Source organism: Rhizobium altiplani (assembly GCF_001542405.1).
Classification (GTDB): Bacteria; Pseudomonadota; Alphaproteobacteria; order Rhizobiales; family Rhizobiaceae; genus Rhizobium; species Rhizobium altiplani.
In genome coordinates this window covers 145,504-171,070 of sequence record NZ_LNCD01000140.1, presented here as the reverse complement: position 1 = coordinate 171,070, position 25,567 = coordinate 145,504, and the positions used below count along the sequence as shown (strand labels likewise).

General features: G+C 61.2%; 19 protein-coding genes and 1 tRNA gene. 15 read left to right on the top strand and 5 right to left on the bottom strand.

What is annotated here, in order from left to right; all coding sequences use genetic code 11:
* The first annotated feature begins 48 nt into the window (after positions 1-48).
* From AS026_RS35895 to AS026_RS35860, 8 genes are all read left to right on the top strand, one after another.
* Entirely contained in the window at positions 49-441 is a 393-nt protein-coding gene (locus AS026_RS35895; RefSeq protein WP_018116705.1) for a hypothetical protein, read from the top strand.
* A gap of 134 nt (positions 442-575) precedes the next feature.
* A complete protein-coding gene (msrA, locus tag AS026_RS35890) occupies positions 576-1,097 on the top strand; it encodes a peptide-methionine (S)-S-oxide reductase MsrA (RefSeq protein WP_025658574.1) in 522 nt (173 codons plus the stop codon).
* Positions 1,098-1,355: 258 nt separating this feature from the next.
* Positions 1,356-2,498, top strand: a complete 1,143-nt coding sequence (locus AS026_RS35885) for a M24 family metallopeptidase (RefSeq protein ID WP_062375726.1) — start codon at positions 1,356-1,358, stop codon at positions 2,496-2,498.
* Positions 2,499-2,700: 202 nt separating this feature from the next.
* Positions 2,701-3,423, top strand: a complete 723-nt coding sequence (locus AS026_RS35880; protein WP_062375721.1) for a gamma-glutamyl-gamma-aminobutyrate hydrolase family protein — start codon at positions 2,701-2,703, stop codon at positions 3,421-3,423.
* Positions 3,424-3,907: 484 nt separating this feature from the next.
* Positions 3,908-5,278, top strand: coding sequence for a c-type cytochrome (locus tag AS026_RS35875; RefSeq protein ID WP_062375716.1), 1,371 nt, complete (start codon positions 3,908-3,910; stop codon positions 5,276-5,278).
* The gene (locus AS026_RS35870; protein WP_062375711.1) at positions 5,275-5,763 is read left to right on the top strand and encodes a (2Fe-2S)-binding protein; all 489 of its coding nucleotides are present in this window, start codon (positions 5,275-5,277) and stop codon (positions 5,761-5,763) included. The genes AS026_RS35875 and AS026_RS35870 overlap by 4 nt, the downstream gene beginning before the upstream one ends.
* 11 nt (positions 5,764-5,774) lie before the next feature.
* Entirely contained in the window at positions 5,775-8,015 is a 2,241-nt protein-coding gene (locus AS026_RS35865; RefSeq protein ID WP_062375707.1) for a xanthine dehydrogenase family protein molybdopterin-binding subunit, read from the top strand.
* A gap of 66 nt (positions 8,016-8,081) precedes the next feature.
* Positions 8,082-8,555 carry a hypothetical protein gene (locus AS026_RS35860; RefSeq protein WP_062375704.1) on the top strand — a complete coding sequence of 158 codons (474 nt, stop codon included), beginning with the start codon at positions 8,082-8,084 and terminating at the stop codon, positions 8,553-8,555.
* A 121-nt stretch (positions 8,556-8,676) separates the two neighbouring features.
* Here AS026_RS35860 and AS026_RS35855 read toward each other — a convergent pair whose 3' ends face one another.
* Complete coding sequence (locus AS026_RS35855; RefSeq protein WP_018116700.1) at positions 8,677-9,366, bottom strand: TetR/AcrR family transcriptional regulator; 690 nt, start codon at positions 9,364-9,366, stop codon at positions 8,677-8,679.
* A gap of 131 nt (positions 9,367-9,497) precedes the next feature.
* Between AS026_RS35855 and AS026_RS35850 the strand changes: the two genes are divergently transcribed.
* Both AS026_RS35850 and AS026_RS35845 read left to right on the top strand, forming a co-directional pair.
* Positions 9,498-10,613, top strand: a complete 1,116-nt coding sequence (locus AS026_RS35850) for an HlyD family secretion protein (RefSeq protein WP_062375700.1) — start codon at positions 9,498-9,500, stop codon at positions 10,611-10,613.
* Positions 10,610-12,196 (top strand): DHA2 family efflux MFS transporter permease subunit, encoded by a 1,587-nt coding sequence (locus tag AS026_RS35845; RefSeq protein ID WP_062375696.1) that lies wholly within the window; start codon positions 10,610-10,612, stop codon positions 12,194-12,196. The genes AS026_RS35850 and AS026_RS35845 overlap by 4 nt, the downstream gene beginning before the upstream one ends.
* A gap of 148 nt (positions 12,197-12,344) precedes the next feature.
* Here AS026_RS35845 and AS026_RS35840 read toward each other — a convergent pair whose 3' ends face one another.
* The 3 genes from AS026_RS35840 to AS026_RS35830 all read right to left on the bottom strand — a co-directional run bounded on the left by AS026_RS35840 (position 12,345) and on the right by AS026_RS35830 (position 16,848).
* Positions 12,345-14,345 carry a copper amine oxidase gene (locus tag AS026_RS35840; protein WP_037215007.1) on the bottom strand — a complete coding sequence of 667 codons (2,001 nt, stop codon included), beginning with the start codon at positions 14,343-14,345 and terminating at the stop codon, positions 12,345-12,347.
* A 40-nt stretch (positions 14,346-14,385) separates the two neighbouring features.
* Positions 14,386-15,795, bottom strand: a complete 1,410-nt coding sequence (locus tag AS026_RS35835; protein ID WP_062375692.1) for an aldehyde dehydrogenase family protein — start codon at positions 15,793-15,795, stop codon at positions 14,386-14,388.
* A gap of 111 nt (positions 15,796-15,906) precedes the next feature.
* Entirely contained in the window at positions 15,907-16,848 is a 942-nt protein-coding gene (locus AS026_RS35830; RefSeq protein ID WP_062375688.1) for a helix-turn-helix domain-containing protein, read from the bottom strand.
* A gap of 550 nt (positions 16,849-17,398) precedes the next feature.
* On the opposite strand from AS026_RS35830, the gene AS026_RS35825 reads away from it, so the two are divergent.
* Both AS026_RS35825 and AS026_RS35820 read left to right on the top strand, forming a co-directional pair.
* The gene (locus tag AS026_RS35825) at positions 17,399-18,637 is read left to right on the top strand and encodes an efflux RND transporter periplasmic adaptor subunit (RefSeq protein ID WP_025659802.1); all 1,239 of its coding nucleotides are present in this window, start codon (positions 17,399-17,401) and stop codon (positions 18,635-18,637) included.
* Positions 18,634-21,840 (top strand): efflux RND transporter permease subunit, encoded by a 3,207-nt coding sequence (locus AS026_RS35820; RefSeq protein ID WP_062375685.1) that lies wholly within the window; start codon positions 18,634-18,636, stop codon positions 21,838-21,840. The genes AS026_RS35825 and AS026_RS35820 overlap by 4 nt, the downstream gene beginning before the upstream one ends.
* A gap of 254 nt (positions 21,841-22,094) precedes the next feature.
* On the opposite strand, the gene AS026_RS35815 is transcribed toward AS026_RS35820, so the two are convergent.
* Positions 22,095-22,184 (bottom strand) — tRNA-Ser (locus AS026_RS35815).
* A 229-nt stretch (positions 22,185-22,413) separates the two neighbouring features.
* Between AS026_RS35815 and AS026_RS35810 the strand changes: the two genes are divergently transcribed.
* The 3 genes from AS026_RS35810 to AS026_RS35800 all read left to right on the top strand — a co-directional run bounded on the left by AS026_RS35810 (position 22,414) and on the right by AS026_RS35800 (position 25,566).
* Positions 22,414-22,731, top strand: coding sequence for a hypothetical protein (locus AS026_RS35810; RefSeq protein ID WP_025659800.1), 318 nt, complete (start codon positions 22,414-22,416; stop codon positions 22,729-22,731).
* Between the two features lie 262 nt (positions 22,732-22,993).
* A complete protein-coding gene (locus AS026_RS35805; RefSeq protein WP_018855300.1) occupies positions 22,994-23,986 on the top strand; it encodes a BMP family lipoprotein in 993 nt (330 codons plus the stop codon).
* 68 nt (positions 23,987-24,054) lie between these two features.
* Positions 24,055-25,566, top strand: a complete 1,512-nt coding sequence (locus AS026_RS35800) for an ABC transporter ATP-binding protein (protein WP_025659799.1) — start codon at positions 24,055-24,057, stop codon at positions 25,564-25,566.
* Position 25,567 lies beyond the last annotated feature (1 nt).

Genomic DNA, 25,567 nt, shown 5'->3' with positions numbered 1-25,567 from the left:
ACCGTGACTGATGCTCGGCGGGATGATTCCCGCTTATGGAGAAAGACTTTGAAGAAAGCCTCAGTTGCCGCAATCAGTATTGCCGCGGTGGCACTCGCGACACCGACTCTCGCTGCCGAGAAAGCCGCCACGTCTTCGCTGATTGGCACGCCGTGGATCGAGACCAAAGCCCAGTCCGACCTGCCAGGCCCGATGATGATCTTCCTGCCGAAAGGCAAATTGCTGATCGACTCCTGCTGGGAAACCTATGCTCTCAGGACTTGGAAACAGGCGTCTTCCAAGGAGATTTCATGGGATGAGGACGGCGCCATCATACACGCCAGGATCAAGGCCGTTTCAGCCGATGGCCTCACCCTTCAAATCACTGCCGGCAAGGATATCGTCGAGCGGACCTATGCTGCTGCAAAGGCTCCATATGTCTGTCCGGATATGAAGCGGTAGTTTTGAATCGCCAATCCTGAAACGGCGGCGGCGATACGCAGTCTGGCAAAATGCCACGCCAGTCCCCATTTAATGTCGCAAGAAATGGGTGCCGATGTTTACCGCCCATTGTTTGACTGGAAAGGACGTTTCCAATGACCGTAGAGCGTGCAGTACTGGCGGGCGGCTGCTTTTGGGGCATGCAGGACCTCATCAGGCGGTTCCCCGGCGTCGTATCCACTCGCGTGGGCTACACCGGTGGCGAGGTCGCCAATGCGACCTATCGCAATCACGGCAATCATGCCGAGGCGATCGAGATCCTGTTCGATCCCGCCAAGACCAGCTACCGCGACATCCTCGAGTTCTTCTTCCAGATCCATGACCCGACAACGGTGAATCGGCAGGGCAATGATCTCGGCGCCAGCTACCGGTCGGCGATCTTCTACGCCAACGACGAACAGCGTGCGACCGCCGAGGACACGATCGCCGACGTAGACGCCTCGGGTCTATGGCCCGGAAAGGTCGTTACCGAGGTTGTTCCGGTCAGCGATTTCTGGGAAGCGGAACCCGAGCACCAGGACTATCTGGAACGCATCCCGAATGGCTATACCTGCCACTTTGTACGGCCAGGCTGGAAATTGCCGAAACGCGAGCAAAGGGCCGCGGCTGCCCAATGAGACACTCCTCGATCCGCAGTGGGGATTGTATGCTCTAGACAAAATGAGGCCTTGCCGTCACGGCAGGGCCTTTTTTGTATGCACGTCGGTGAACAGCGGACAGCGACAGCACGCATTGAACCCGCGGCCGCAGGGTGCCACTTGACCACCGAACTGCAGCTTCGCATCGAATGAATCGGGTGGATCACTGTCGACAATCTGACGACATGATCGTATAGGCGGCTCACCATCCGGCTCCGCGAACAAGGAAACTCCGATATGTCCTGGTCCCATCCCGTTGCGAAGATCACCGATGACGAACGGCGCCAGCGCCTCGCGCGCCTGCAGGCCGCACTCGAAGATAAAGCTCTTGACGGCTGCCTGCTCGGCTCGACGGAGAGCCTCCGCTATTTCACGGGCCTCGACTGGCACCCGAGCGAACGATTGCTTGGCGCATTGGTGACGCCAAAGGGTGTCCGCTACATCGCGCCGGGCTTCGAAAAGAGCAGGGTCGAGAGCCTGCCGCGTCTGCCGGGTGAAATCGTCATTTGGCAGGAAGATGAAGCGACCGCGGCGCTGATCGCCTCGCTGCTGCCGGCAAATGCCAGACTGGCGCTCGACGATGCCCTGCCGCTGTTCATCTACCACCAGCTTGCCGGCGCCTTCGGCGCCGACCGGCTCGTCGACGGCGGACGACTGATCCGCGACCTGCGGCTCAGGAAGTCCCAGACCGAAATCGCTCTTATCCAGTATGCCATGGGCCTGACGCTGGAGGTGCATCGCCGCGCGCATTCCTTCATCAAGCCGGGCGTCAGGTCTTCGGAAGTCGTGCGTCATATCGACGAACAGCACCGCGCACTGGGCGCCGAGGGCGGATCAAGCTTCTGCATCGTTTCCTTCGGACTAGCGACGTCGCTTCCTCATGGCGCCGATGGTGACCATATCTATGCACCGGGCGACGTGGTTCTCGTCGATACGGGTTGCCGGCTCGACGGCTATCATTCGGATCTCACCCGAACCTACGTGCTGGAGGAGCCCACGACGGAATTCGCTGCCGCCTGGGCAATCGAGCGGGAGGCCCAGCAGGCGGTGTTCGAGGCCGCCCGCCTTGGCGCTTCTTGCGGCAGTCTCGACGATGCCGCCCGCCGTGTACTGGCCGAACATGGCCTCGGTCCGGATTACGCCCTACCCGGCCTGCCGCACCGCGCCGGACATGGTCTCGGGATGGAAATCCACGAAGAGCCCTATATCGTTCGCGGCAACGCCACCCGGCTGGAATCCGGCATGTGCTTCTCCAACGAACCGATGATCGTCTTCCCCGGTCGCTTCGGCATCCGGCTCGAAGACCACATCCACATGACCGAGACCGGAGCTGAGTGGTTCACGAAGCCGGCGAAGGGCCCGACCGAACCCTTTGCGTGATCTCTTGGTGCAGAGTTCGCAAGACTTGCACCTCGATAATTGCCTTTCTGTCGTCGGCACCTGGGATGCCTGGCGCGATCCGCGCTACCGGAATCGAGATTCAAAAACGCAATATGACGAAGCCACGTCGAGCGTCCGTCGAAAGGGTGACTGGCACGGCACGCGCTGATACGACTTGATAGAAATCCCGCGCGATTCCCGGATGGATCAAGGTAGCAAATCAATGAAGCGCAGACCCACGATCGCCGTCATCATGGACGAAAACACCAGTGCTGGTGGTGACCGGTATGATATTTCGAAACGCTACTTTGCAGCCATTGATCGTGCAGGGGGATTTCCATACGGCATTCCCTACGTGCCAGACCTCGTAGACCAAGTGGTTGATGAATTCGATGGGTTCTTAAGTGTCGGAGGGCGCATCAACTTTCCGAAACAGTGGTACGTCGACGGCGATCAGTCTCGCTACCCGATCTCTGATCGTCTCGCAGTCGAGATAGCGCTGATGAAGGGGTTCCTTGCCCGCGATAAACCAGTGCTCGGCGTTTGCAATGGGATGCAGATGCTCGGGTGCCTACATGGTTGTCGCATGGTTTCGGATGTGCACTCCTCCTGGTCGGGTGCGATCAATCATGACCGCGGCAGTCCGCTCCATGAGGTAACCATCCAAGCCGGCACAAGAATGGCTGATATCTTTGCTGCCGAGACATTCAGCGTAAACACCTTCCACAGGGAAGCAATCGTAGAGCTGTCCGACAGTGTCGTTGCTACTGCCCGTGGCTTGGACGGCGTTGTCGAAGCGATTGAGGTACCCTCGCTATCTTTCGCGATGGGGGTACAGTGGCATCCGGAATTGTTTGATCCCGCAGACCACCCTGGCTCTCGAATATTTGACGCGTTCGTCAAAGCGGCGAACCAGCGCTTGTAACGCTCCAGCAGAACAGCTCTTCTTCTGCATACATCCATTTCAGCAACCGGCCTAACGCCATCGTCGCAGCTCTATACCGGTGATCTGCCACGGAGTTCCATGGATCAGCGTCCGGTTAGTCGAATGAAGAAGGCGAGGCTGGCGACGGCGGCCCGGTTATTTGACTGTTGTGCCGTGAGGTCGCGGACAACCGCGAAAATCAATTAGGGAAGCTCCACGAAGGAGCGAATTGAACTTCGGCTTGCATGGAATTGGAGAGCATACCCGAGCCGGCGCTCAGATGTTTTCAGGATAATACTCACCACGCGATTTCACGCAGTTTCACGTATCTGAGCGGTCACACACGCGTGAATTGACGGATGTCAAGCGCGACATATATTCCCTGAAAGATACAATATCATGAATGTTTTCATCATCTTATCCTGAAGATGGGCTTTTTCCTGCGGCTGCGCTTTCTGCCATAAGGGGAGCCGAGGAGCATTAAGTGAGATTGAAACATTTCCTATTCGGCCTGCTGGGTGTTGTGATCGTTGCCTGTGCGGGTTTCTTTGCAATTGCCTGGAAATCCGCGATAGCGCCGATCAGGCCGCCGGATCGCACATCCTTCGATCAGGCGCTAATCCACAAGGGCGCGATGCTGGCCGCGGTCGGCAACTGTACAGCCTGTCATACGCAACCGGGTGGCCGTTCCTTCGCTGGCAGTTTCGCCCTGCCGACCCCATTCGGCACCATCTATTCCAGCAATATTACGCCCGATCCGGAAACCGGCATTGGCACCTGGTCGGAGGCGGCCTTCAACCGTGCCATGCGCGAAGGCGTCAGCCGCGATGGCAAGCATCTCTATCCTGCCTTCCCGTTCGATCACTTCACGCTCGTTTCCGATGAGGACAACAAGGCGCTTTATGCCTTCCTGATGACCCGACCGCCGGTCAAGCAGTCGCCGCCGGCAAACGAACTGCCGTTCCCGCTGAACATTCGCCTCGTGCTCGCCGGCTGGAAGCTGCTCTTCTTCAACGAAGGCCCCTTCCAGAAGGTCGCCTCCGAGAGCGAGGAATGGAACCGCGGCGCCTATCTCGTCAACGGCCTCGGCCATTGCGGCGCCTGCCACACGCCGCGCAACATGTTCGGCGCCGAGAGGGCGGGCATGCATCTCGCCGGTGGTCAGGCGGAAGGCTGGAGCGCGCCAGCGCTCAACCCCAGTTCGCCGGCCCCGATCCCGTGGACGCAAGACAGTCTCTTTGCCTATCTGCGCCAGGGCTGGCATGCCGACCATGGCGTCACCAACGGCCCGATGGGCGAGGTGACCGGCAATGTCGGATTGCTTCCGGATTCCGACGTCAAAACGATCGCCACCTATGTCGCCGCGCTGATGGGCACACCCTCGCCAGAACGCCAGCAAAGGGGCGAGCAGATCCGCAAGAAGATCGGCGAGGATCTCGTGCTTGCCAGCGCTCCAACCGATACGCCCGCCGGCCGTGGCGCGGCGATCTATCAGGCCGCCTGCGCCACCTGTCATGACGGGAGCCGCCCCCTTCCTTTCGGCGGGATCAATTTTCACCTGAGCAGCACGATCAATGCGCCCGACGCGCACAATGCGATCAACATGGTGCTCTTCGGCCTGCCGGCGGCAAGTGGCCGCCAGAGTGCGATCATGCCGGGCTTCGCCGCGGCGATGACCGACGAACAGCTGACCGATTTGCTTGCCTATCTGCGCGAGACCTTTGCCGGCCAGCCTGCCTGGCCGGACGTCGCGGCGCGCGCGGCCGATACCAGAAGTGGAAAGTTCCAGGTCAGCGTCCGGCCGTCCGACGGCATTGAGCGCGGCCCCGATGATATAGGAGCGCAAGACCAATGATGAAGCTCAACGTTAATGGCGCGGTCCACGAGGTCGAGGCTGATCCCTCCACACCGCTCCTTTATGTGCTGCGCAACGACCTCAAGCTGAATGCAGCCAAGTTCGGCTGCGGAATGGGCCAGTGCGGCGCCTGCACGGTCATGGTCGACGGCAAGGCAGTCTTCTCCTGCCTCACCCCCATCATGTTGCTCGAAGGCCGGCGGATCAAGACGGTCGAGGGCCTCGGCACGATCGACAATCCCGGACCGATGCAGCGGGCCTTCATCGCGGAACAGTCGGCGCAATGTGGCTATTGCATCGCTGGCATGATGATGCGGGCGCAGGCGCTCCTGGAATCGAAACCGGACGCCACCGATGCCGATATCCGCACGGCGCTGGAACCCAATCTCTGTCGCTGCGGCACGCATATGCGGATATTGAAATCCGTCCAGCGGGCGCGCGAGCTGATGAAATCGGCCTCCGCCACCCCGGTTTCAGCTGGTTGAGGAGGAAGACGATGAACGTCCCCACTTTCGACATCACCCGCCGGACCTTCCTCGCCGGCACCGGCGCCCTGGTCGTCAGCTTCACCATCCCGCTCGAAGCTTCCGCTCAGGAAGGCGAGGTGCCAACCGCGCCCAAGCCGCCGGCAAAGCTGCAGGGCAGCCTCGCCGACACACCGTCGCTGGATGCCTGGATCCGCATCGATGCGGACGGTACGATTACCGTCTTCACCGGCAAGGCCGAACTTGGCCAGGGTACGAAAACCTCGCTGCGCCAGATCGCTGCCGAAGAACTTGAGGTAGCGCCGAGGGAGATCCATCTGATCACCGCCGATACGGCAATCACACCGAATGAGGGCTATACGGCCGGCAGTCAGACGATCCAGAACAGCGGCACTGCGATCCGCTATGCGGCCGCTCAGGTCCGCCAGATCCTGACTACCCAGGCGAGCGGCAAGCTCGGCGTCCCGGCCGATCAACTAAAGGCGGAAAATGGAAAAGTTATCGCCCCGAACGGTGCTTCGGTCGGCTACGGGGAACTGGTCTCCGAGCAGATGCTGCACATCGACGCCGACCCCAATACCAAGATCAAGTCGCCCGACAGCTATCACGCCATCGGCAAACCTTTTGCCCGCGTCGACATTCCCGGCAAGGTGACTGGCGGCGAAGCCTATGTGCAGGACATGCGTCCCGAAGGCATGGTGCATGCCCGCGTCGTGCGGCCGCCGAGCTATTCGGCCAAGCTTGTCGAGCTGGACGAAACCAAGATCAGGACCATGCCCGGCGTGATCGCCATTGTGCGCGACGGTGATTTCCTTGCCGTCGTGGCCGAGCAGGAGTTCCAAGCGGTCAAGGCGATGCGCGCCATGACCGCCATCGCAAAATGGCAGGAACAGGCCGTGCTTCCGGACCAGGAGCGGATTCCCGCATGGCTCGAAGCCAACGTCCGCGAGGTCGGCACCGTCACGTCGGTCGGCGCGGACACAGCCGCGGGCGTCAAGACGCTCTCGGCTCAGTTCACCCGTGCCTACCAGATGCACGGCTCCATCGGCCCTTCCGCGGCAGTCGCCGTTTTCAAGGACGATGCGCTGACTGTCTGGACGCATACCCAGGGCGTCTATCCGGACCGCAAGGCGATCGCGCAAATGGTCGGCATGCCGGAGGACAAGGTGCGCTGCATCCATACGGAAGGCTCGGGCTGCTACGGTCATAACGGCGCCGACGATGCCGCGGCCGATGCGGCGTTGATCGCCACCACCCTTCCCGGCCGTCCGGTGCGTGTGCAATGGATGCGCGATCAGGAGCATCTGTGGGAACCCTACGGTCCGGCCATGCTGACCCGCGCCAACGCGACGCTCGATGAAAAGGGAACCATCGTCAACTGGCACTACGATCTGTGGAGCAACAACCACGGTACGCGTCCGGGTTCTGCCGGCTCGCTGATCGCCGGGAGACTGATGGCCAAGCACTTCCCGCCGGATGCGGCCAAGCTGCAGATATCGCCGCTCGGCAATGGCGATCGCAACGCCATTCCGCTCTACGACGTCCCGAACCAGCGCGTGAACTGGCATTTCCTGGCCGACATGCCGGTCCGCGTCTCGGCGCTTCGCGGACTTGGTGCCTATTGCAACGTCTTCTCCATCGAGAGCTTCATGGACGAGCTTGCCGAAGCAGCCGGGGCTGACCCCGTCGAGTTCCGGCTCCGGAACATGAAGGACCCACGGGCCCGGAAAGTGATCGAGGTCACAGCCGACAAGTTCGACTGGAACAATGATCCGCTACCGGCGGGCACGGGACGTGGCTTCGCCTTCGCGAAATACAAGAACCATGCCGCCTATCTGGCCATCGCGCTCGAAGCAGAGGTCGATGCCGAGACGGGCATCATCCAGATTTCGCACGTCGTATCCGCCGTCGATTGCGGCGAGGCCGTTGCACCAGACGCCATCGTCAACCAAACCGAGGGCGGCATCCTGCAATCGATGAGCTGGACACTCTACGAGGCGGTGCATTTCAACAATACACGGATCACCAGCCCCGACTGGTCGGCCTATCCGATCCTGCGCTTCAGCGCGGTTCCGGACAGCATCGAGGTGCATGTTGTCGACAATCCCGGCCAGCCTTATCTCGGTGTCGCGGAAGCCGCCCAAGGACCGACGGGGGGAGCCATTGCCAACGCCTTCAAGCACGCGACAGGCAAGCGCCTTTACGATCTGCCCTATACTCGGGAAAGGGTAAAGACAACGCTCGGTGCTTAGGCCAATTATGCCGGCCCGATAGCCGCTGGGAGGAAATGACGCGGAGCGACCGATATCAAGAACGCCGTGACGCTGATCGTGACGGGCTTCCAGGTCTCGCGACTGCTGTACCGACAAGAGGATGCTTCAACGATGGACGCGAACGATCGCATATCGAACAGCTTCAAGACGATAGCGACCTGGCTAGAGCGCATCCTGGCGCTGGTGATCCTTGGCGGGGTCGCCGTTTTTGGCCTGAGCAGCGCCCAAACTCTTTTAGCGATGAGTTGGGGGCAGACGGACACATTCTATGAGTTGATCTATCGGGTGTTGTTGCTGGTGATCGCCATAGAACTCGTCCGCACGCTCGTCACTCACGACCTCAGGGCGATACTGGAGCTGCTCGCGTTTGTCGTGGCCCGCAAAATGCTCAAGCCTGACTTGAACGTCATCGACATTGTCTTAAGCGTTCGGGCATTTGTAGCCCTGTTGGCAGCCAATTATTGGTGGCTCTCCCCTTCCTCGCCTCAAGGGAGCGACGGGTCCGATGTTGCGCCGTGAACTCAGGGCACTGCTTGAGGCCGAAGGGGCTTATTCTGGTGACCAAGAACGGGGACGAGCAAACGGAAGATTGGCGTGCACGCTTGCCCCGCCGTGTCCGTGCCCAGGTTCCCTCAAGACGTCATGATCGATAGGAATTCAGGATGACGGTTGTGTGTTTTCTCACGACCGATTTCAGGGCCTCGATCCTCTCGGGTGTGATCTCCTGCCACCCCATCATGTCTTCCACATGCTCCCGAGCAAGATGGACGATAATCAGCTGCCCGTTGATCGTGGTACACACCATGCCGATCTCCTCGTCGGTAAGACGATTTCTGGAGACGCGAGCGACGATGGCAGCGCAACACTCCTGAATTCGCCTGCCCGTGGCACTTTTGCCGCTCGATTTATTGGTCGGCGAATTTGACGGCGAACGATGCTGGGCCACGAACAACGCGCGGCTGGCCGCATCCGGCATCGCGAACAGAAAATCCGCGAGAGCCTCCAGAATTCTGCAATAACCGTCGATGACCTTGTCCGCGTCCGCTTTGGCCGTGAGGAGTTCCTCGACCTCACACGTGACAGGTCCGATAGCTTCCCAAGCGGAGGCATGAATGTCCGCGATGCAGGCCTCGTAAAGACCTTCCTTGTTCTCGAAATAATACTGCAAGGACGGTGCCGGCACGCCTGCCGCGCTGGCGATCTCCCGGGCGGAAACGCCAGCAAATCCGTTCTCACCGAACAACGAGATTGCCGTCTTGATGATCCTCGCCTTGGTTTCGTCACCCCTTGGGTAGCCGCTCTCGGCATTGCGTCGTCTCAAACTCGTCATCAATCACTCCCTGTCCAGCGGACAATACCATGACGATAAAATTTATTCCATCCGTAAAAATTCTTCCAGTTGACAGAATTCTTACGCGTGTAATAATTCACGCAATTCAACGAACACCAAGCGACTCGACCATGGACGCTATTGTCTCACCGAAAACCGCTTCCTTGCCGGAAGCAAAAATACAAACGAAGCGCAGCCGCGCGCGATATGCGCTGGCCACCATTGGAGCCATTGTCGCCATCGGCGGCGGTTATTATGGCTACGACTGGCATAAGAACGGACGCTTTATCGAGAGCACCGACAATGCTTATCTTCGCGCCGATCAGGTCTCGATGGCCCCCGTGCTTTCGGGGCAGATCGCGGAGGTATATGTCTCCGATAACCAGACGGTCACGGCGGGCCAGCCGCTCGTCAAGATCGATCCCCGCCGCTACGAAATGGCGGTCCGCGAGGCCAAGGCCACCGTCAACGCCCGCCAGGCGGACGTCGCCAAGAGCAAGGCCGACATCAAGCAGCAGGACTCTGTGATTGCACAGGCTGCGGCCGACCTCGAAAACGCGACCGAGAATGCCGAACTCGCCCAGAAGGACCTCGACCGGACGTCGCCCCTCGCCGCCCGCGGCATCGAGAGCCAGCACAAGGGCGAGCAGGCGAGGAGCGCGCTCGAGCAGGCGAAATCCGTTGTTCGGCTGAAGCAGGCTGTCCTTGATGCGGCCCGGCAGCAGACGACCGCCCTGAAGGCGCAGGTCGAACAGGCCCATGCGCAACTGGTCGCCGCCCAAGAAAGCCTCGGCAAGGCAGAGATTGATCTCGACGACACGGTGCTTCGCAGTGCAATCTCCGGCAGGATCGGCGATCGCACGGTCCAGGTCGGACAATTCGTCCAGCCGGGCACGCAGCTGATGACGGTCGTTCCAACCGACGACATCTACCTTGTGGCCAACTTCAAAGAAACGCAGATCGGGGGCATGCACGCGGGCCAGCCTGCCACGGTCACGATCGACGCCTATCCCAATTTCAAGGTCACAGGTGTCGTCGACAGCTTCGCGCCGGGAACAGGCGCGCAGTTCGCCCTGCTGCCTCCGGAGAACGCGACAGGCAACTTCACCAAGATCGTCCAGCGCGTTCCCGTCCGCATCAAGCTGGAGACGGGCCAGAAGATGCCTCCGCTGCTGCCCGGCCTCTCCATTGAAGTCTCGGTCAACACCAAGGTCTCGACCTTCGACAAGGTGGCGTCGGTGCAATGAGCGCGCAATCGATATCGGTCCAGGCGACTGCGCCTCAGCCGGATGCCGCGAGCCTCACCGACTGGGTCGCCGTCGTCGCCGGCGCGATCGGCGCGCTGATGGCCACGCTCGACATCTCGATCACCAACACCGCGCTGCCGCAAATCCAGGGAGCCATCGGAGCCAGCGGCACAGAGGGGACCTGGATAGGCACGGGATACCTCGTTGCCGAGGTCATCATGATCCCCCTGACCGCATGGTTCACGCGTCTGTTGGGGCTGCGAACATTGCTTCTGGTGACGACCACGGCATTCGTTCTATTCTCCATGTTCTGCGGCCTGTCCGACAGCCTGCTCGCGATGATCATCGGGCGCGTCGGGCAAGGATTTTTCGGCGGAGCCTTGATACCGACCGCGCAGGTTATCGTCAGAACCCGGCTGCCGCCCCGCCAGATGCCTGTCGGAATGAGCATCTTCGGCGTCATCGTGCTCATCGGGCCGATCCTCGGACCGGTGCTGGGAGGATATCTCGCCGAAGAGATCACCTGGAGATGGTGCTTCTTCCTCAATTTGCCTGTCGGCATCGCGCTCGCCATTCTGCTGCTTGTCGGCCTGCCGCGCCAAAGTCCAAACCTTGGGCTGTTGGCCAAGGCGGATTGGTGGGGAATCGCGGGCATGACGCTGGCGTTCAGCTGCCTGACGGTCGTGTTCGAAGAGGGGCAGCGCGAAGCCTGGTTCGAGTCTCCGATGATCGTCCAGCTGAGCCTCGCCTCGCTCCTCGGGTTCGTCGTGCTGTTCGTGACTCAGAAGACCAGTGCCGACCCGGTCATCAAGCTCTCCCTGCTCCGGAATGGTGCCTTCGCCAGCGCTACGTTGATCGCCCTCGCCGTGGGGGCAGCCACCTACGGCGCGACCTTCATCCTTCCACAGTTCCTGAGCACGATCGCCGGATACAATCCAAGACAGGCGGGCGGCATCATGGCTCTGTCCGCAGTTCCAGTGCTGTTGCTCGTTCCGGTCCTTCCCCGTGTCGTCGGCCGTTTCGACGCGCGGATCATGGTCGCGCTCGGCCTGGTCTTCTTCGCGGCAAGCTGCTTCGTCGACATCGGGCTTAGTCCGGATAGCGCCGGAGGTGATTTCACCATCTCGCAATTGCTGCGGGGCGTGGGACAGATCCTGGCTGCTATGCCGCTCAATCAGGTTTCCATGGCCGCTATCGGTCGCGAAAATGCGGCCGACGGCGCCGGTATCTACAGCATGGCCCGCAATCTCGGGGGCTCGATGGGCCTCGCCTTGAGCGGCGTCGTCATCGACCAGCGCAGCGCTGCCCATTCGGACACCATACGCGAGGCGCTCACGGCAAATTCGATCGCCGGGCAGGCGCGCCTTGCGGTGAGCGGGGTCAGCCAAGGCATCGATGCGGCCACGGCAAAGCTTCGCGCAATATCGCAGCTTTCGAGCCTCATCGAACGCAACGCGCTTGTTATGACCTATAGCGATTGCTTCTGGTTGATGGGCGTTATGATCATCGCGATGACGCCTGTCGTCTTGCTGCTGCGGCAACCCAAGAAGACCGCTGCGGCGGGGCTCGTCGCTGGACACTGAATATGTCATGCGCGCGACATCGCAGTGTCGCGCCGATTGGCAAGCTCAAGACTGCGGTTCGATCCATCACAAGGATCGTACTCGGTGAATGGGCAAGGCAGAGTAAAAGGGGCGCCCAGTGGGCGCCCCTTCGTCATCGTATGTTCGCTTACTGTTGGGCGTTCTGGATCGCAGGCGGAACGTTGCGGATCGTCAGCGCCGGGTTGTGGGCGAAGAAGTTGTGCGGCTCGATGTGGATGGTCTTCCACTCGGTTGACATGACCGGCCAGTCTTCCATGCGCGGGATGTGGTGGAAGCCTGCAGTGAACCAGGTCACGACATCCTTGCCCATCAGGGGCTTGTTCGCCTTCACCCATTCCGGCAGCGTGTCGGAGCCGTCGCTCTGCATGGCAAACTTGCCGCCGGCATACTGCTGGTCCGCATTGTAGACCGTATTCCAAACCGAGTACTCGATGTAGGCATTGCGCTTCATCGGCGGGTCCTTGGCGAAATCGAAGGGACCGTAGGCCACGTCGCCGTGATGGACCATCCAGCCCGGTTCCTGGCCGAGATAGCCTTCGCGGGACGGATCGGAGATCATGAAATAGCGCGGCTTCATCGCCGAGAGCTGATAGCGAGCTTCCATTTCCGTCTTCGGCATGGTGTGCTGCACTTCCCACATCGACCGGCGCGGGTTCTTCGGATCCACCTTGGAGGGAACGATGTCCATGGTGCCGAAGTGGTTGGCCGGCTGGTCGACGTCGAAGTCGATGCGGAAGTTGAAGTAGTGGTCGTGGTTGGCGGCCACAAGGTTGGGCGCGATCAGCGTGCCGTGGGCGGTGTCCGCAGCGGCGGTCGGATCGTTCATCGAGGTCGATGCGACACCCTTCACCGCATCAAGGCCGGTTGCGCCGATCATGATGCGGATCTGGCCGTCCTGCTGCAGGCGATAGTCCATCAGGTAGTCGTAGTTGCCGACTTCAGAAGCCGTACGCACGACCAGCTCGGTGGCCGGGCGGCCTTCAGCCGGAAGCGGCTTTTCGGGCGTCTGGGCGAAGACCTCGAAGTGACGCCAGGCCGGATCACCGATCGAGCGCTCGAAAACGCAGATCGCATCCGGGATCGTCAGTGGATTGCCCTTGTCGTCGGCAATCGTCGCCGGCAGGAAGGTAGCGTAGCTCGGGCAGTCGACGCCGGCGCGCAGCGGGCTCAGGAACAGGCCGAAACCGTATTCCCCGCTATCCATGTAGGTGCGCCAGTACCAGCCTTCGGTCGGGTCCATGTAGGGCACGAAGACTTCCGACAGGTGCGACTGGTAGATAACCGAACGCCACTTGTCGCCGTCCTTGACGTCGAGGTTGGAAAGCACCAGGCCCGGACGCTTGTCGACGCGGAAGTTGAAGCGCCACAGGTCCCATTCGAGATGGCTGCCTGTGATCTTGTAGTTCGGGCCGCCTTCCTGGGAGAGCGTGGCCATGTTCATCTTCGGGCGCAGCGGCTCGCGAGCCTCCACTTCCTTCTCGGTATAGCCCCAATTGTCCTTCGGGCCTTCGATGGCACCGTTGTCTATGACCTTCAGCACTTTCTTCTTGCCGATGTCGTAGACGGCGAAGAGACCTTCAATCGGCTTTGCGTAGTAGTTGGAGCCATCCGGCACACGATAGCAGGGCACCTTCATCAGGCGGGAATTCTTGTATTCCTCGGTGAAGAAGTTGCCGGCCGTCAGCGGCAGGCAGAAGGCCTGCTCCGGCGTCAGGCCGCGCTTCTTCAGGCCCGCCACCATGTCCGGATTCTGCAGCGCGCCGGCCAGCGCGTCCATGAATTCGGTGAAGAGGACCATCGGCTGGCCCTTGATCGGCGTCGTGCTTTCGACCTTGCCGGTGGTGATGTTGACGACGGCTTCCTTGAAGCCCTGCGGGCTCGTCAGCTGTACCTTCGCCTCGCGGTCGAGCGGCTTGTCGCCGTCCTTCCAGGAAAGCACGTCGGCCTTGGCCGGCTCCTTAAGCTCGATCAGCGGGTAGAGCGTATTGTCGTCCACCACCTTCTCGTCGCGCAGGATCTTGTTGATCTTCTGGTATTCCTCCGCCGTCAGGCCATCCAGCGGATGGGCGAAGGCAGCGGGCGCGCCAAGCGCCAGCACGAGGCTGGCCGAAGCCAGATATCGCTTCATTGTCATAATCTCCTCCCTAGTTATCTCAGGACTTGCATGCTCAAGCGAACACCACCTGGATGTCCGTGTATTCCTCTAGCCCCTCTACGGCGAACTCGACGCCGAAGCCGGAGGCCTTGACGCCGCCGAAGGGCGCGTTCGGCTGGATTGCGCCATGCTTGTTGATCCAGACCGAACCGCATTCCATGCGAGCCGCGACCTTCTTGGCGGCGGCGAGGTCGGAGGACCAGACCGAGCCGCCGAGGCCGTTCGGGCTGTCATTGGCCATACGGATCGCGTCCTCGATGTCCGAATACTTGATCACCGGCAGCGCCGGGCCGAACTGCTCCTCGTCGACCAGCGCATCGCCGTTCGAAAGGCCCGAGACGATGGTCGGCGGGAAGAACAGGCCCTCGCCCGCTTCGCCACCGAGCAGCACCTTGCCGCGGCCCTTGGCGTCGGCGACGAGGCGGCTCACCTTGTCGAACTGCATGCGGTTCTGGATCGGCCCGAGAACGCTCGTTTCTTCAAGGCCGTTGCCGACCGGGATATTCTTCGCATAGGCGACCAGCGCCTCGCAGACGGCGTCGTGGATGGATTCATGCACGTAGAGGCGCTTCATGGCGGCGCAGGTCTGGCCGTTGTTGATGAAGGCGCCCCAGAACAGACCTTCGGCGATTGCCGCCGGATCGGCGTCCGGCAGCACGATGCCGGCGTCGTTGCCGCCAAGTTCCAGCGTCAGGCGCTTCATCGTCTCGGCAGCCGAGCGCATGACCTTCTGGCCGGTGGCGCAGGAGCCGGTGAAGACGATTTTGCGGATGTCCGAATGGGCTGCCATGGCGCCGCCGAGGTTGAATTCGCCCGTATCGTCGCCGGTAACGACGTTGAGCACGCCGGCCGGCAGCACTTCGTTCATGATCTCGACGAGGCGCAGCGTCGAAAGTGGGGTCAGCGGCGACGGCTTGACAACCACCGTGTTGCCGGTGCGCAGCGCCGGCATGATATGCCAGATCGCGATCATGACAGGGAAGTTCCATGGCGTGATGGAACCCACGACACCGAGGGGCTTGCGGTGCAGCTCCACGCGGCCCTGCTCGTTGTCCTGAAGCACCTTGACGGGCAGCGAAAGCCCGGTCGTGTAGCCGGCCCAGGCGACCGTGCCGCCGAGTTCCCAGCGCGAGCCCAGGCCGTTCAGCGGCTTGCCCTGTTCGCGGGTCAGAAGTTCCGCGAGTTCTCCGGCATGCGCTTCGATGCGGGCGGTGACGGCGGCACAGGCGGCCTGCAATTCTTCGTCGCTCTTGGCCGACCAAGCCGGAAACGCGGCCTTGGCGGCGGCGACGGCGGCGTCAAGCTCGGCCGCACCCATGTTCGGCGCGCGACCCACTTCCTCGCCCGTCGCCGGGTTCAATACGCTGAAAGCCTTTTGGCCGTTGACCGGCTTACCGTTGATCGTCGCGCTGTGCAGCGTCATGATCGCCTCCTCCCTTCAAGCCCACCTCATGCAGGACTATTGGCGGGATAGCCTATACGAAGTGCTCGAGCCCCACTTGGACGGGGCCGTCCAGCGCATTGGACAAATCCGTCAATGGCAGCGCTCGACAGGGCTGCGGACAACTGCGCCCGGCGTGATGCCGTATTTTTTGCGGAACTCGCGGTAGAAGTAGGAAAGGTCGTTAAAGCCGGCATCGAAGGCGATGCCCGCGATTCCCTGTCCGCCCTGGCCTTGCTGCGGCGCGCCAAGGCGCGCCCGCGCAAGCTCCAGCCGGCGACCGAGCAGCCGGTGGCCGGGCGTCTCGCCGAGCGTCTGGAAATGCCGCTGCAGCATGCGTTCGGAGACATTGAGGCGGCGGGCAAGTTCGCTCGGGCCGAAACCAGGATCGGCGCAGTGGCGATCGATCAGGGCGAGCGCCCGCGACAGCAGCGTTTCGGCCGGCCGCGCTTTGTTCTGGGTCCTGATACCCTGGAGATACGCGCCCATCAGGCAGAAGAAGGCTTCGCCGAGCTGCGTCGTCGCCCCCGGCTCGGCGAGCATTTTCGTCAGCACCGCGCGCATGGCGACCCACAGCGGGTCGTCGCGGCTGATCGCGACGCCACCGGTGCATTCCTTGCCAAAGCGGTGCAGCATTTCGTGGCGCGGCATGTGCAGCGACACCTGGCTGGAGCGTACGCCGTCATAGACAAAGGAGGACGGCAGTACGGAATCGACAAGGAACATATCGCCGGGCAAAAGTGTGGCCGTCTTTTCGCTCTGCTCGACGCGGCAGTGGCCCTCGTCCTGGATCAGAAGGAAGAGATGCTCGCCCGGGTCCTGCCGGATCGAGCGGGTGCTGCGGCTGACATGGCGCGCGTCGAGCCCGACCACGGCCGTCTCGAAGTAGCCGATGCGGCGGCTCGCAACATCACCGGCCATGGTACCGTCGCGGCCCATCGGCTCGAGATCGAAGGCACCGCAAACCTTGCGCAGCTCCGCCTGCAGAATTTCCACCGGAACCGGTTTATGGACTGGTGTTATCAGTGACTGCATCATGCCCTCCCTGGCCTTTGCAGATGGCTTGCATGGGATCGTATCAAGTTACCCGTCGCGGGCGCTGGATATGCCTCCACCCCCTGCCGGCCATCTCCGCCAGAAGCCACGCCCAAGCGGCCGGCAATGCCGCTTCCAGCGGCGACCGGTGACGGTAGAACATAGTCTCGATGCGGATTTCCTCCCGCGTTCGGCCCATAATTGACTGACCGGTCGGTTGATGCAAGTATTTTCTACTGGAGCCGGCTTTCGAATGTGATTGATGCTCATCACCCTTGGGTACGGCTGCGACTCTCCCACTTTCACCCCCTTCGATCGTGTCGGGACTGGATGGCTTCTTTTGGGTGGACAAGGTGGCCAGGCGAGACGGCAGTGCAACCGGCTAGGCAGCACTCCTGGGCACGCCTAAGCAGCCGCCGTGTTTAAGCTATTGCAACTTCAGCGATCTACAGGAATATTAGTGTTTACTTCGCCGGGGGAGATACGGGTCGTTCATAGGCGAGGCGCACGTGCATTACAGCTGAGGCGTTGAAGCGGTTGAGGCGGCAAAATGCGTGGTAAATTGTATCGAAGCCTACAATTATCGATCACGCTTGCTGCAACGGCAGCGCTATCCGCGTGTGACGGCAGCAAGAACGAATACGTTCCGCCACCGCCGCCGGTGGTCCATGTGGCCCAGCCGCTAGTGCAGCCGGTAACCACCTATTTCGAGCTGACCGGCAATACCGCTGCCTTTAACAGCGTCGACATCGAGGCACGCGTCCAAGGGTTCCTCGACACGATCGACTACCGTGATGGCGCATCGGTCAAACAGGGTGATCAGCTCTTCTCGATCCAGAGCAATACCTATACGGCGCAGCGCGATCAGGCGCAGGCATCGCTGACTTCCGCGAAAGCCTCCCAGGTCGGGCGTCAGCAGGAGTACCAACGACAGCTCGCGCTCATAAAGCAGCAGGCCACCACCCAGACCAATGTGGACACCGCGACGGCCGCCTATGATGAAGCGAACGCGAACATCCTCAACGCCCAGGCGAGCCTGCAACTGGCGGAGATCAATCTCGGCTATACCCGTGTTCTGGCGCCTTTCGACGGCGTGGTGAGCGCTCATCTCGTGGATGTCGGCGCGCTTGTCGGCGTTGCCGGACCGACCAAGCTTGCCACGATCGTCCAGCTAGATCCGATTTATGTCTATTTCAACGTCAGCGAACCGCAGGTCCTGGCGATCAAGCAGGATTTGGCACGGCAGGGCAAGACATTCCGCGAAGTCGACCTTCCGAATGTTCCTGTCGAGATCGGCCTGCAGGGCGAAGACGGCTATCCGCATAAGGGTCGCCTTGATTATGCGGCGCCACAGGTCGATGCCTCGACGGGTACGCTGCAGGTCCGCGGCTTGCTCGACAACAAGGACCGCGCCCTGCTGCCTGGCTTTTTCGCCCGCGTGCGGGTCCCGGTCGGCCATCGCGACGGCGGCATATTCGTCCGCGACGAATCGATCGGTTCCAACCAGCAGGGCAGCTACGTGCTGGTTCTCGGCAAGGATGACGTCATCGAGCAACGCCAAGTCAAGACTGGCCAGCGGCAGGGAAGATTACGGGTGATCGAGGAGGGTCTCGATCCCGGTGACTGGGTGGTCGCCGAAGGTATTCAGCGGGCAATTCCAGGCGCGAAAGTCGCGCCGGAGAAGGTCAAACTGGATCCCGGCGAGGACGCAACCTCTGCTCCCCATGCAACAGTCGTGCCCCGGACCGATACGCCTGCACCCTCTGCTGCGGAAGCAGCCAAGCCATGATCTCGCGCTTTTTCATCGAGCGCCCGGTACTGGCCAACGTTCTCGCTCTGGTCATGGTGCTGATCGGCGCCGTGGCGTTGATCCAGCTGCCCGTCGCGCAATATCCGAACGTCGTTCCGCCGACCGTATCGGTGACGACGCGCTATCCCGGCGCCAGCGCCAAGACCCTTGTCGATACCGTCGCGTTGCCGATCGAGCAGCAGGTGAACGGCGTTCAAGACATGATCTACATGCAATCGACGAGCGCCAGCGACGGCACCTACTCGTTGAACGTCACCTTTGCCATCGGCACCGATCCAGACCAGGCGCAGGTGCTCGTCCAAAACCGCGTGGCAATCGCCATGTCGTCGCTGCCGCAGGCCGTGCAGCTGCAGGGTGTAACCACGCAGAAGAAATCGACGTCCATCCTCGGCTTCGTCACTCTGACCTCGCCGGACAACCGCTTCGACAGTCTCTTCCTCTCCAACTATGCGGTCATCAACCTGCAAAGCGAGCTCTCGCGTCTACCGGGCGTCGGCAGCGTCACGGTTTTCGGCGCGGGCCAGTACGCGATGCGCATCTGGATGGATCCCAACCTTCTGCAGGCACGGGGCCTTGTGCCGAACGACGTGATCTCCGTCGTGCAGCAACAGAGCCAGGAGGTGGCGGCCGGCCAGATCGGCATACCGCCGGTGCCGACCGGCCAGGATTTCCAATACACGCTGAACGTCAATGGCCGCCTCAGCGAGGCGCCCGACTTCGAAAACATCATCGTGAAGGTCGATGCCGAGAACGGTGGCCGCATTACGCGCATCCGGGACATCGGTCGGGTCGAGCTGGGTGCCCAGACCTACAGCCAGACCTTCATGCAGAACGGTCATCCCGCGACCGGCATCGGCATATTCCAGCTGCCGGAAGCCAATGCTCTTACCGTCGCCCAGGAGGTGGGCGTCAAGATGGCCGAGCTCTCCAAGAGCTTTCCGCCGGGATTGCAATACCAGATGCCCTTCGACACCACAAAGTTCGTCACTGCCTCGATCGACGAAGTCTACAAGACGCTTATCGAGGCGGGTGTTCTGGTGCTGATCGTCATTCTCGTTTTCCTGCAGGACTGGCGGGCGACGCTTGTGCCGGCAACCACGGTGCCGGTGACGATCATCGGCGCCTTCGCGGCCATGGCCGCCCTCGGCTTCACCGTCAATCTGTCGACCCTCTTTGCCATCGTCCTTGCCATCGGCATCGTCGTCGACGACGCCATCGTTATCGTCGAAGGCGTCGCTCGCCACGTCGAGAGGGGCCTGCCGGGTCGCGAAGCCGCCGAGAAAGCGATGGATGAGTTGTTAGGGCCGGTGATCGGCATCACGCTGGTGCTGATGTCGGTCTTCATTCCCGCAGCGTTCCTGCCGGGTCTAACCGGGCAGCTCTATCGGCAATTCGCCCTTGTAATTGCCGCCACCGCCCTCATCAGCGCCATCAACGCCATGACGCTGAAGCCGACGCAGTGTGCCCTTTGGCTGCGGCCACCCGTCCCGCCGGAACAGCGCAACTTCTTCTACCGGGCCTTCAACCGCGCCTACGATCCGATCGAGCGCCGTTACGCCGGCCTGATCGGCCGGATGGTGCACCGCAGCGGCCTGATGGTCGTGATAGCGCTTGTGCTAATCGCGGTGGCTGGCTGGGGTCTGGCCCGCCTGCCGACCGCCTTCCTGCCGGTCGAGGATGAGGGCTATGTGCTCATCGGTGCTCAGTTGCCCGACGGAGCCTCCAAGGAGCGAACCGATCAAGTCATGCAACAGGTCGGCACGATCGCCGCGGCGACACCGGGGGTCGAAAACGTACTGACCATCAGCGGCATTTCGGTGCTCGATAACAATGCTAGCCTGCCGAACGCAGGCGTTGCCTATGTCGTACTGAAGGATTGGGGCGCGCGCGAGAAGGAGAAGGGGCAGGACCTACTGTCGATCTACGAGCATCTGAACGGCGCGCTGAAGGAGGTGCTCAACGCCAATACACTTGTGCTCGTGCCGCCCCCCATCCAGGGCATCGGCAATGCCAGCGGCTTCACCATGCAGGTGGAGATCCGCAATGGCGATTTCGACTACCCCCTCCTCGAATCTCTGGCCAACAGCATCGTCAGCAACGGCAACAGCCAGTCCGCTCTACAACGGCTGAGCACCAGCTTCCGCGCAGGCGTGCCGCAATTGGCGGTCACCGTTGATCGGATCAAGGCCGAGACCCTTGGCATTGAAGTCGGCCAGGTCTTCTCCGCGCTTTCCGGCTATGTGGGCTCCAGCTATGTGACGCAGTTCAGCAAATTCGGTCGCACCTTCCAGGTCTATGTGCAGGCCTCGCCCGACGCGCGCGTCAGCCCTGAGGACATCCGCAGGCTGATGGTCAAGGCGGGCAACGGCACCATGGTGCCGCTAGGAACCGTGGTCGACGTCACTCCCATGCAGGGCCCGTCCCTGATCAGTCTCTACAACCTCTATCCCAGCGCCACGATCGTTGGCGGGGCGGCGCCGGGCTTTAGCTCCGGCCAGGCGCTCGACGTGATGGAGCAGATCGCCAGCAATACACTGCCACCGACCGCTGGCTTCGACTGGACGGCAATGTCCTACCAGGAAAAGGCCGTCGGTTCGCAGATCTACTTCGTCTTCGCACTCGCCATACTGCTCGTCTATTTCGTGCTCGCCGGTCAATATGAAAGCTGGATCCTGCCCCTCGCTGTGCTACTGGCGGTGCCTCTGGCGCTACTTGGTACGGTCGGCGCACTCATGGCGATCGGCGTTGCCAATAACCTCTATACCCAGATCGGCGTTATCCTGCTGATTGCGCTCGCCTCCAAGAACGCGATCCTGATCGTTGAGTATGCCCGCGAGCAACGGATGCAGGGGATGGAAATCCTGGAAGCAGCCGTGGAGGCGGCGCGCCTGCGCTTCCGCCCGATCTTGATGACATCCTTCGCCTTCATCCTCGGGGTGCTTCCGCTGGTCCTTGCTACAGGCGCGGGCGCCAACGCGCGCCGGTCGATCGGCATCTCCGTGTTCAGCGGCATGCTTGCCTCGACCTGCCTTGCAGTCCTCTTCGTGCCTTCCTTCTATGTCGTTCTTCAGCGCTTCGAGGAATACATCAAGCGTCGCAAAGCTCCAGCGCCGGCGTCAGCCTCAACCGCCTCCTCGGAAACCGAGGCAAGGGTTGCCTCGGCGGGCTCCGACGGCGCTTAGAAGATAGCTGATTCCGATGGCAGCCCATGAACGTGGTCGCTGGGTGGCCCTCTGCCCTGCTGGAATTCAACGTTAACGGGGGGCGACGCGTTTGCTCCAACGGAGCGAGGCGCTCTGTCCGCATTAGCGAAGCGGCAGCTCTGTCGACGCAGGTAGCGACAAACTCAGCCGTGGACCGGCCGCGGGCTGAACGGCGGACCTGACGGACGCCAAAGAAACTATTCTAGTAAAAACAAGTATCTTCAGAAGATATTTGGCGGACAGAGAGGGATTCGAACCCTCGGTACGCTTTCACGTACACACGCGTTCCAGGCGTGCGCCTTCAACCACTCGGCCACCTGTCCTTTGGCGGTCTGCATCGGCGAAGATGCAAATCGTCGGAACGGCCGCGATATATACCGATGAATTTCTGTCGATCAACCCAAATCTAACAGTTTTTTGACTTCTTCCGGTAAAAGTGCGCTAACGCCCTCCATTGCAGCTCCACCCCTCCATCACTATCTTTTGTAGAGGTTGACGAATGGCGCGGCTGGCCGGGAAAATGCCTGCCATGTTTGATCGCCGGAGAGTTCGATGCGTTTCCTTTTGCGTTTGACGAGTCTTGTCGCGCTGGCCGTTGCCGTCATCGCCGGAACGGTCGATGCCATCCAGTCCGTTGCCGCCTCTTCCGTGGTCATTACCCCCGTGGGCGACGCATGGCAGGACCTCAGCCCCTCCTCGCTGGAAAGCCTGCAATCGAGCATCGCCTATTATATCCACCCGCGCTTTTACACGCTTGCCTTCCAATGGCTGATGCTTCAGCCAGCATTCGCCGTGTTCCTGGTGTTGTCGCTGCTGTTGTGGATGGCAGGCTACAAAAGATCGCCTGCGGCTGGCCGATTTGCAGCATAACAAATAGCGTCGACCAGTTCCGGGGTTGGCTAGAAAAATCGCAACCCAACGATGATTTTGTGCAAAAAACAGCCCGCCTGAGCTGATTTTTGGCAATTGCGGCAAATTTTTACCAGTCGAAAAATTTCTCGTGAATTTTTTTTTGAGCCATGCAAGGATGCGCCCAGCCAGGCCTCCGGGGGGAGGTCGGTGGTTCCGCAGACATGTCTGAAACAGGCTTGCGGGAGGACCCAAACAAACAGAAACAATAGGGCTGCAACTCATGAAAAAATCCCTTCTGACTCTCCTGGCCGTGGCTGCCATGTCCACGACGGCGCTGGCCGCGGACGTCAAGCCGGCGCTCGTTTACGGCACCGGCGGGAAGTTCGATAAGTCTTTTAACGAAGCAGCCTTTAATGGCGCTGAGAAGTTCAAGAAAGAAACCGGTATCGCCTATCGCGACTTCGAGCCGACCGGTGACACGCAGGGCGAGCAGGCAATCCGCAACTTCGCAAGCCGTGGCTTTAACCCGGTTATTGCCGTCTCCTTCGCCTGGACCTCGGCCATCGAGAAGGTCGCAGCTGAATTCCCCGACACGAAGTTCGTCATCGTTGACGCCGTCGTCGACAAGCCAAACGTTCGTTCGGTCGTTTACAAGGAAGAAGAAGGCTCCTTCCTCGTTGGCACTCTCGCAGGCCTCGCATCGAAGTCCGGCAAGGTCGGCTTCGTCGGCGGCATGGACATCCCGCTGATCCGCAAGTTCGAATGCGGCTACGAGCAGGGCGCACGCTCCGTCAAATCCGATATCGAGGTGTTCCAGAACATGACCGGCACGACGGGCGCTGCCTGGAACGACCCGGTCCGTGGTGGCGAACTCACCAAGAACCAGATCGATCAGGGCGCTGATGTCATCTACGCGGCAGCAGGTGCGACGGGCCTCGGCGTGTTGCAGACGGCCGCTGACAACAAGAAGCTCTCGATCGGCGTCGACAGCAACCAGAACCACCTGCATCCGGGCTCCGTCCTGACCTCGATGGTCAAGCGCGTCGACCTTGCCGTCTACAACGGCTTCAGCGACGTCAAGGGCGACAAGTTCACGGCCGGCGTCCTGGCGCTCGGCGTCAAGGAAGACGGCGTTGCCGCCGCCATGGACGACAACAACAAGGCGCTGATCACGCCTGACATGCAGGCCGCGCTCGACAAGGCCAAGGAAGGCATCATTGCGGGAACCATCAAGGTTCACGACTACACGACGGACAATGCTTGCCCGAAGTGATCCGTGACTGAGACGGGCGTATGGCGGAGTCGCTCCGTCATACGCCCTTTTCGTATTTGGAGCCTGCTGTGACAGACACGCCCGCTATCGAACTTGTGGGCATCGACAAGAAATTCGGTGCCGTTCACGCCAACAAGGACATCAATCTTACCGTCGCCAAGGGTACGATTCACGGCATCATCGGGGAAAACGGTGCCGGCAAATCGACCTTGATGTCGATCATCTATGGTTTCTACCATGCCGATAGCGGCGAGATCCGCGTCAACGGCAATCCCGTCACCATCAAGGACAGCCAGGCTGCAATCGCAGCCGGGATCGGGATGGTGCACCAGCACTTCATGCTGGTCGATAATTTTACCGTGCTTGAGAACGTCATGCTTGGCGCCGAAGGCGGCGCGCTGCTCGCCAGGGGCGTTTCTTCCGCGCGCGCCGAGCTGCGCCGCCTGGAGAAGGACTACGGCCTCGAAGTGAACCCGGATGCGCTGATCGAAGAGCTTCCGGTCGGGCTACAGCAACGCGTCGAGATCCTCAAGGCCATGTACCGCGGCGCCGAAATCCTGATCCTCGACGAGCCGACGGGCGTGCTGACACCTGCTGAAGCGGACCATCTTTTCAAGATCCTTCGCGTCCTTCGCGACCAGGGCAAGACCGTCATTCTGATCACCCACAAGCTGCGCGAGATTATGGCGATCACCGACACGGTGTCGGTCATGCGCCGCGGCGAGATGGTGGCGACCCGCAAGACCTCCGAAACCACGGTCGAGGAGCTTGCCGAACTGATGGTCGGTCGCCGAGTCCTGCTGCGCGTGCAGAAGGGTGAAGCCAATCCGGGTAAGGTGATCCTGTCGGTTCGCAATCTCACGGTCAAGGACAACCGCGGCGTCATCATGGTCGACAACGTATCCTTCGACGTCCGTGCCGGCGAGATCGTCGGCATTGCCGGCGTCGCCGGCAATGGGCAGTCCGAATTGCTGGAGGCGATAGCAGGCATCCGCAAGCCGCATTCCGGCGAGATCTTCCTCGACGGTCAGCCGATCGACAAAGCCGATCCGGCGCGGTTGCGCGAGCTCGGCCTAGCCCACATCCCCGAGGACCGGCATCACATGGGGCTGGTGCTGAAGTTCGAGGAGTACGAGAATTCCGTTCTCGGCTACCACCGCAATCCCGGCTACAGCAAGGGCCCGCTGCTCGATCTCGACGCGATCCGCAGGGACGCCATGGAGAAGATCGAAAAATACGACATCCGCCCGCCGAACCCGCGGCTGAAGACCGCGAACTTCTCCGGTGGCAACCAGCAGAAGATCGTCGTCGCCCGCGAAATCGAGCGCGATCCGACGGCGCTGATCATCGGCCAGCCGACGCGGGGCGTCGATATCGGCGCCATCGAATTCATCCACCGCCGGATCATCGAGATGCGCGATGCGGGCAAGGCGATCCTGCTCGTCTCCGTCGAGCTCGACGAAATCCGCGCCCTTTCAGACCGTATCCTTGTCATGTTTGCCGGCCATGTCGTCGGCGAGAAGACGCCCGATGCCGGTGAACAGACCCTCGGCCTGATGATGGCCGGCATTGCCGCGTGAG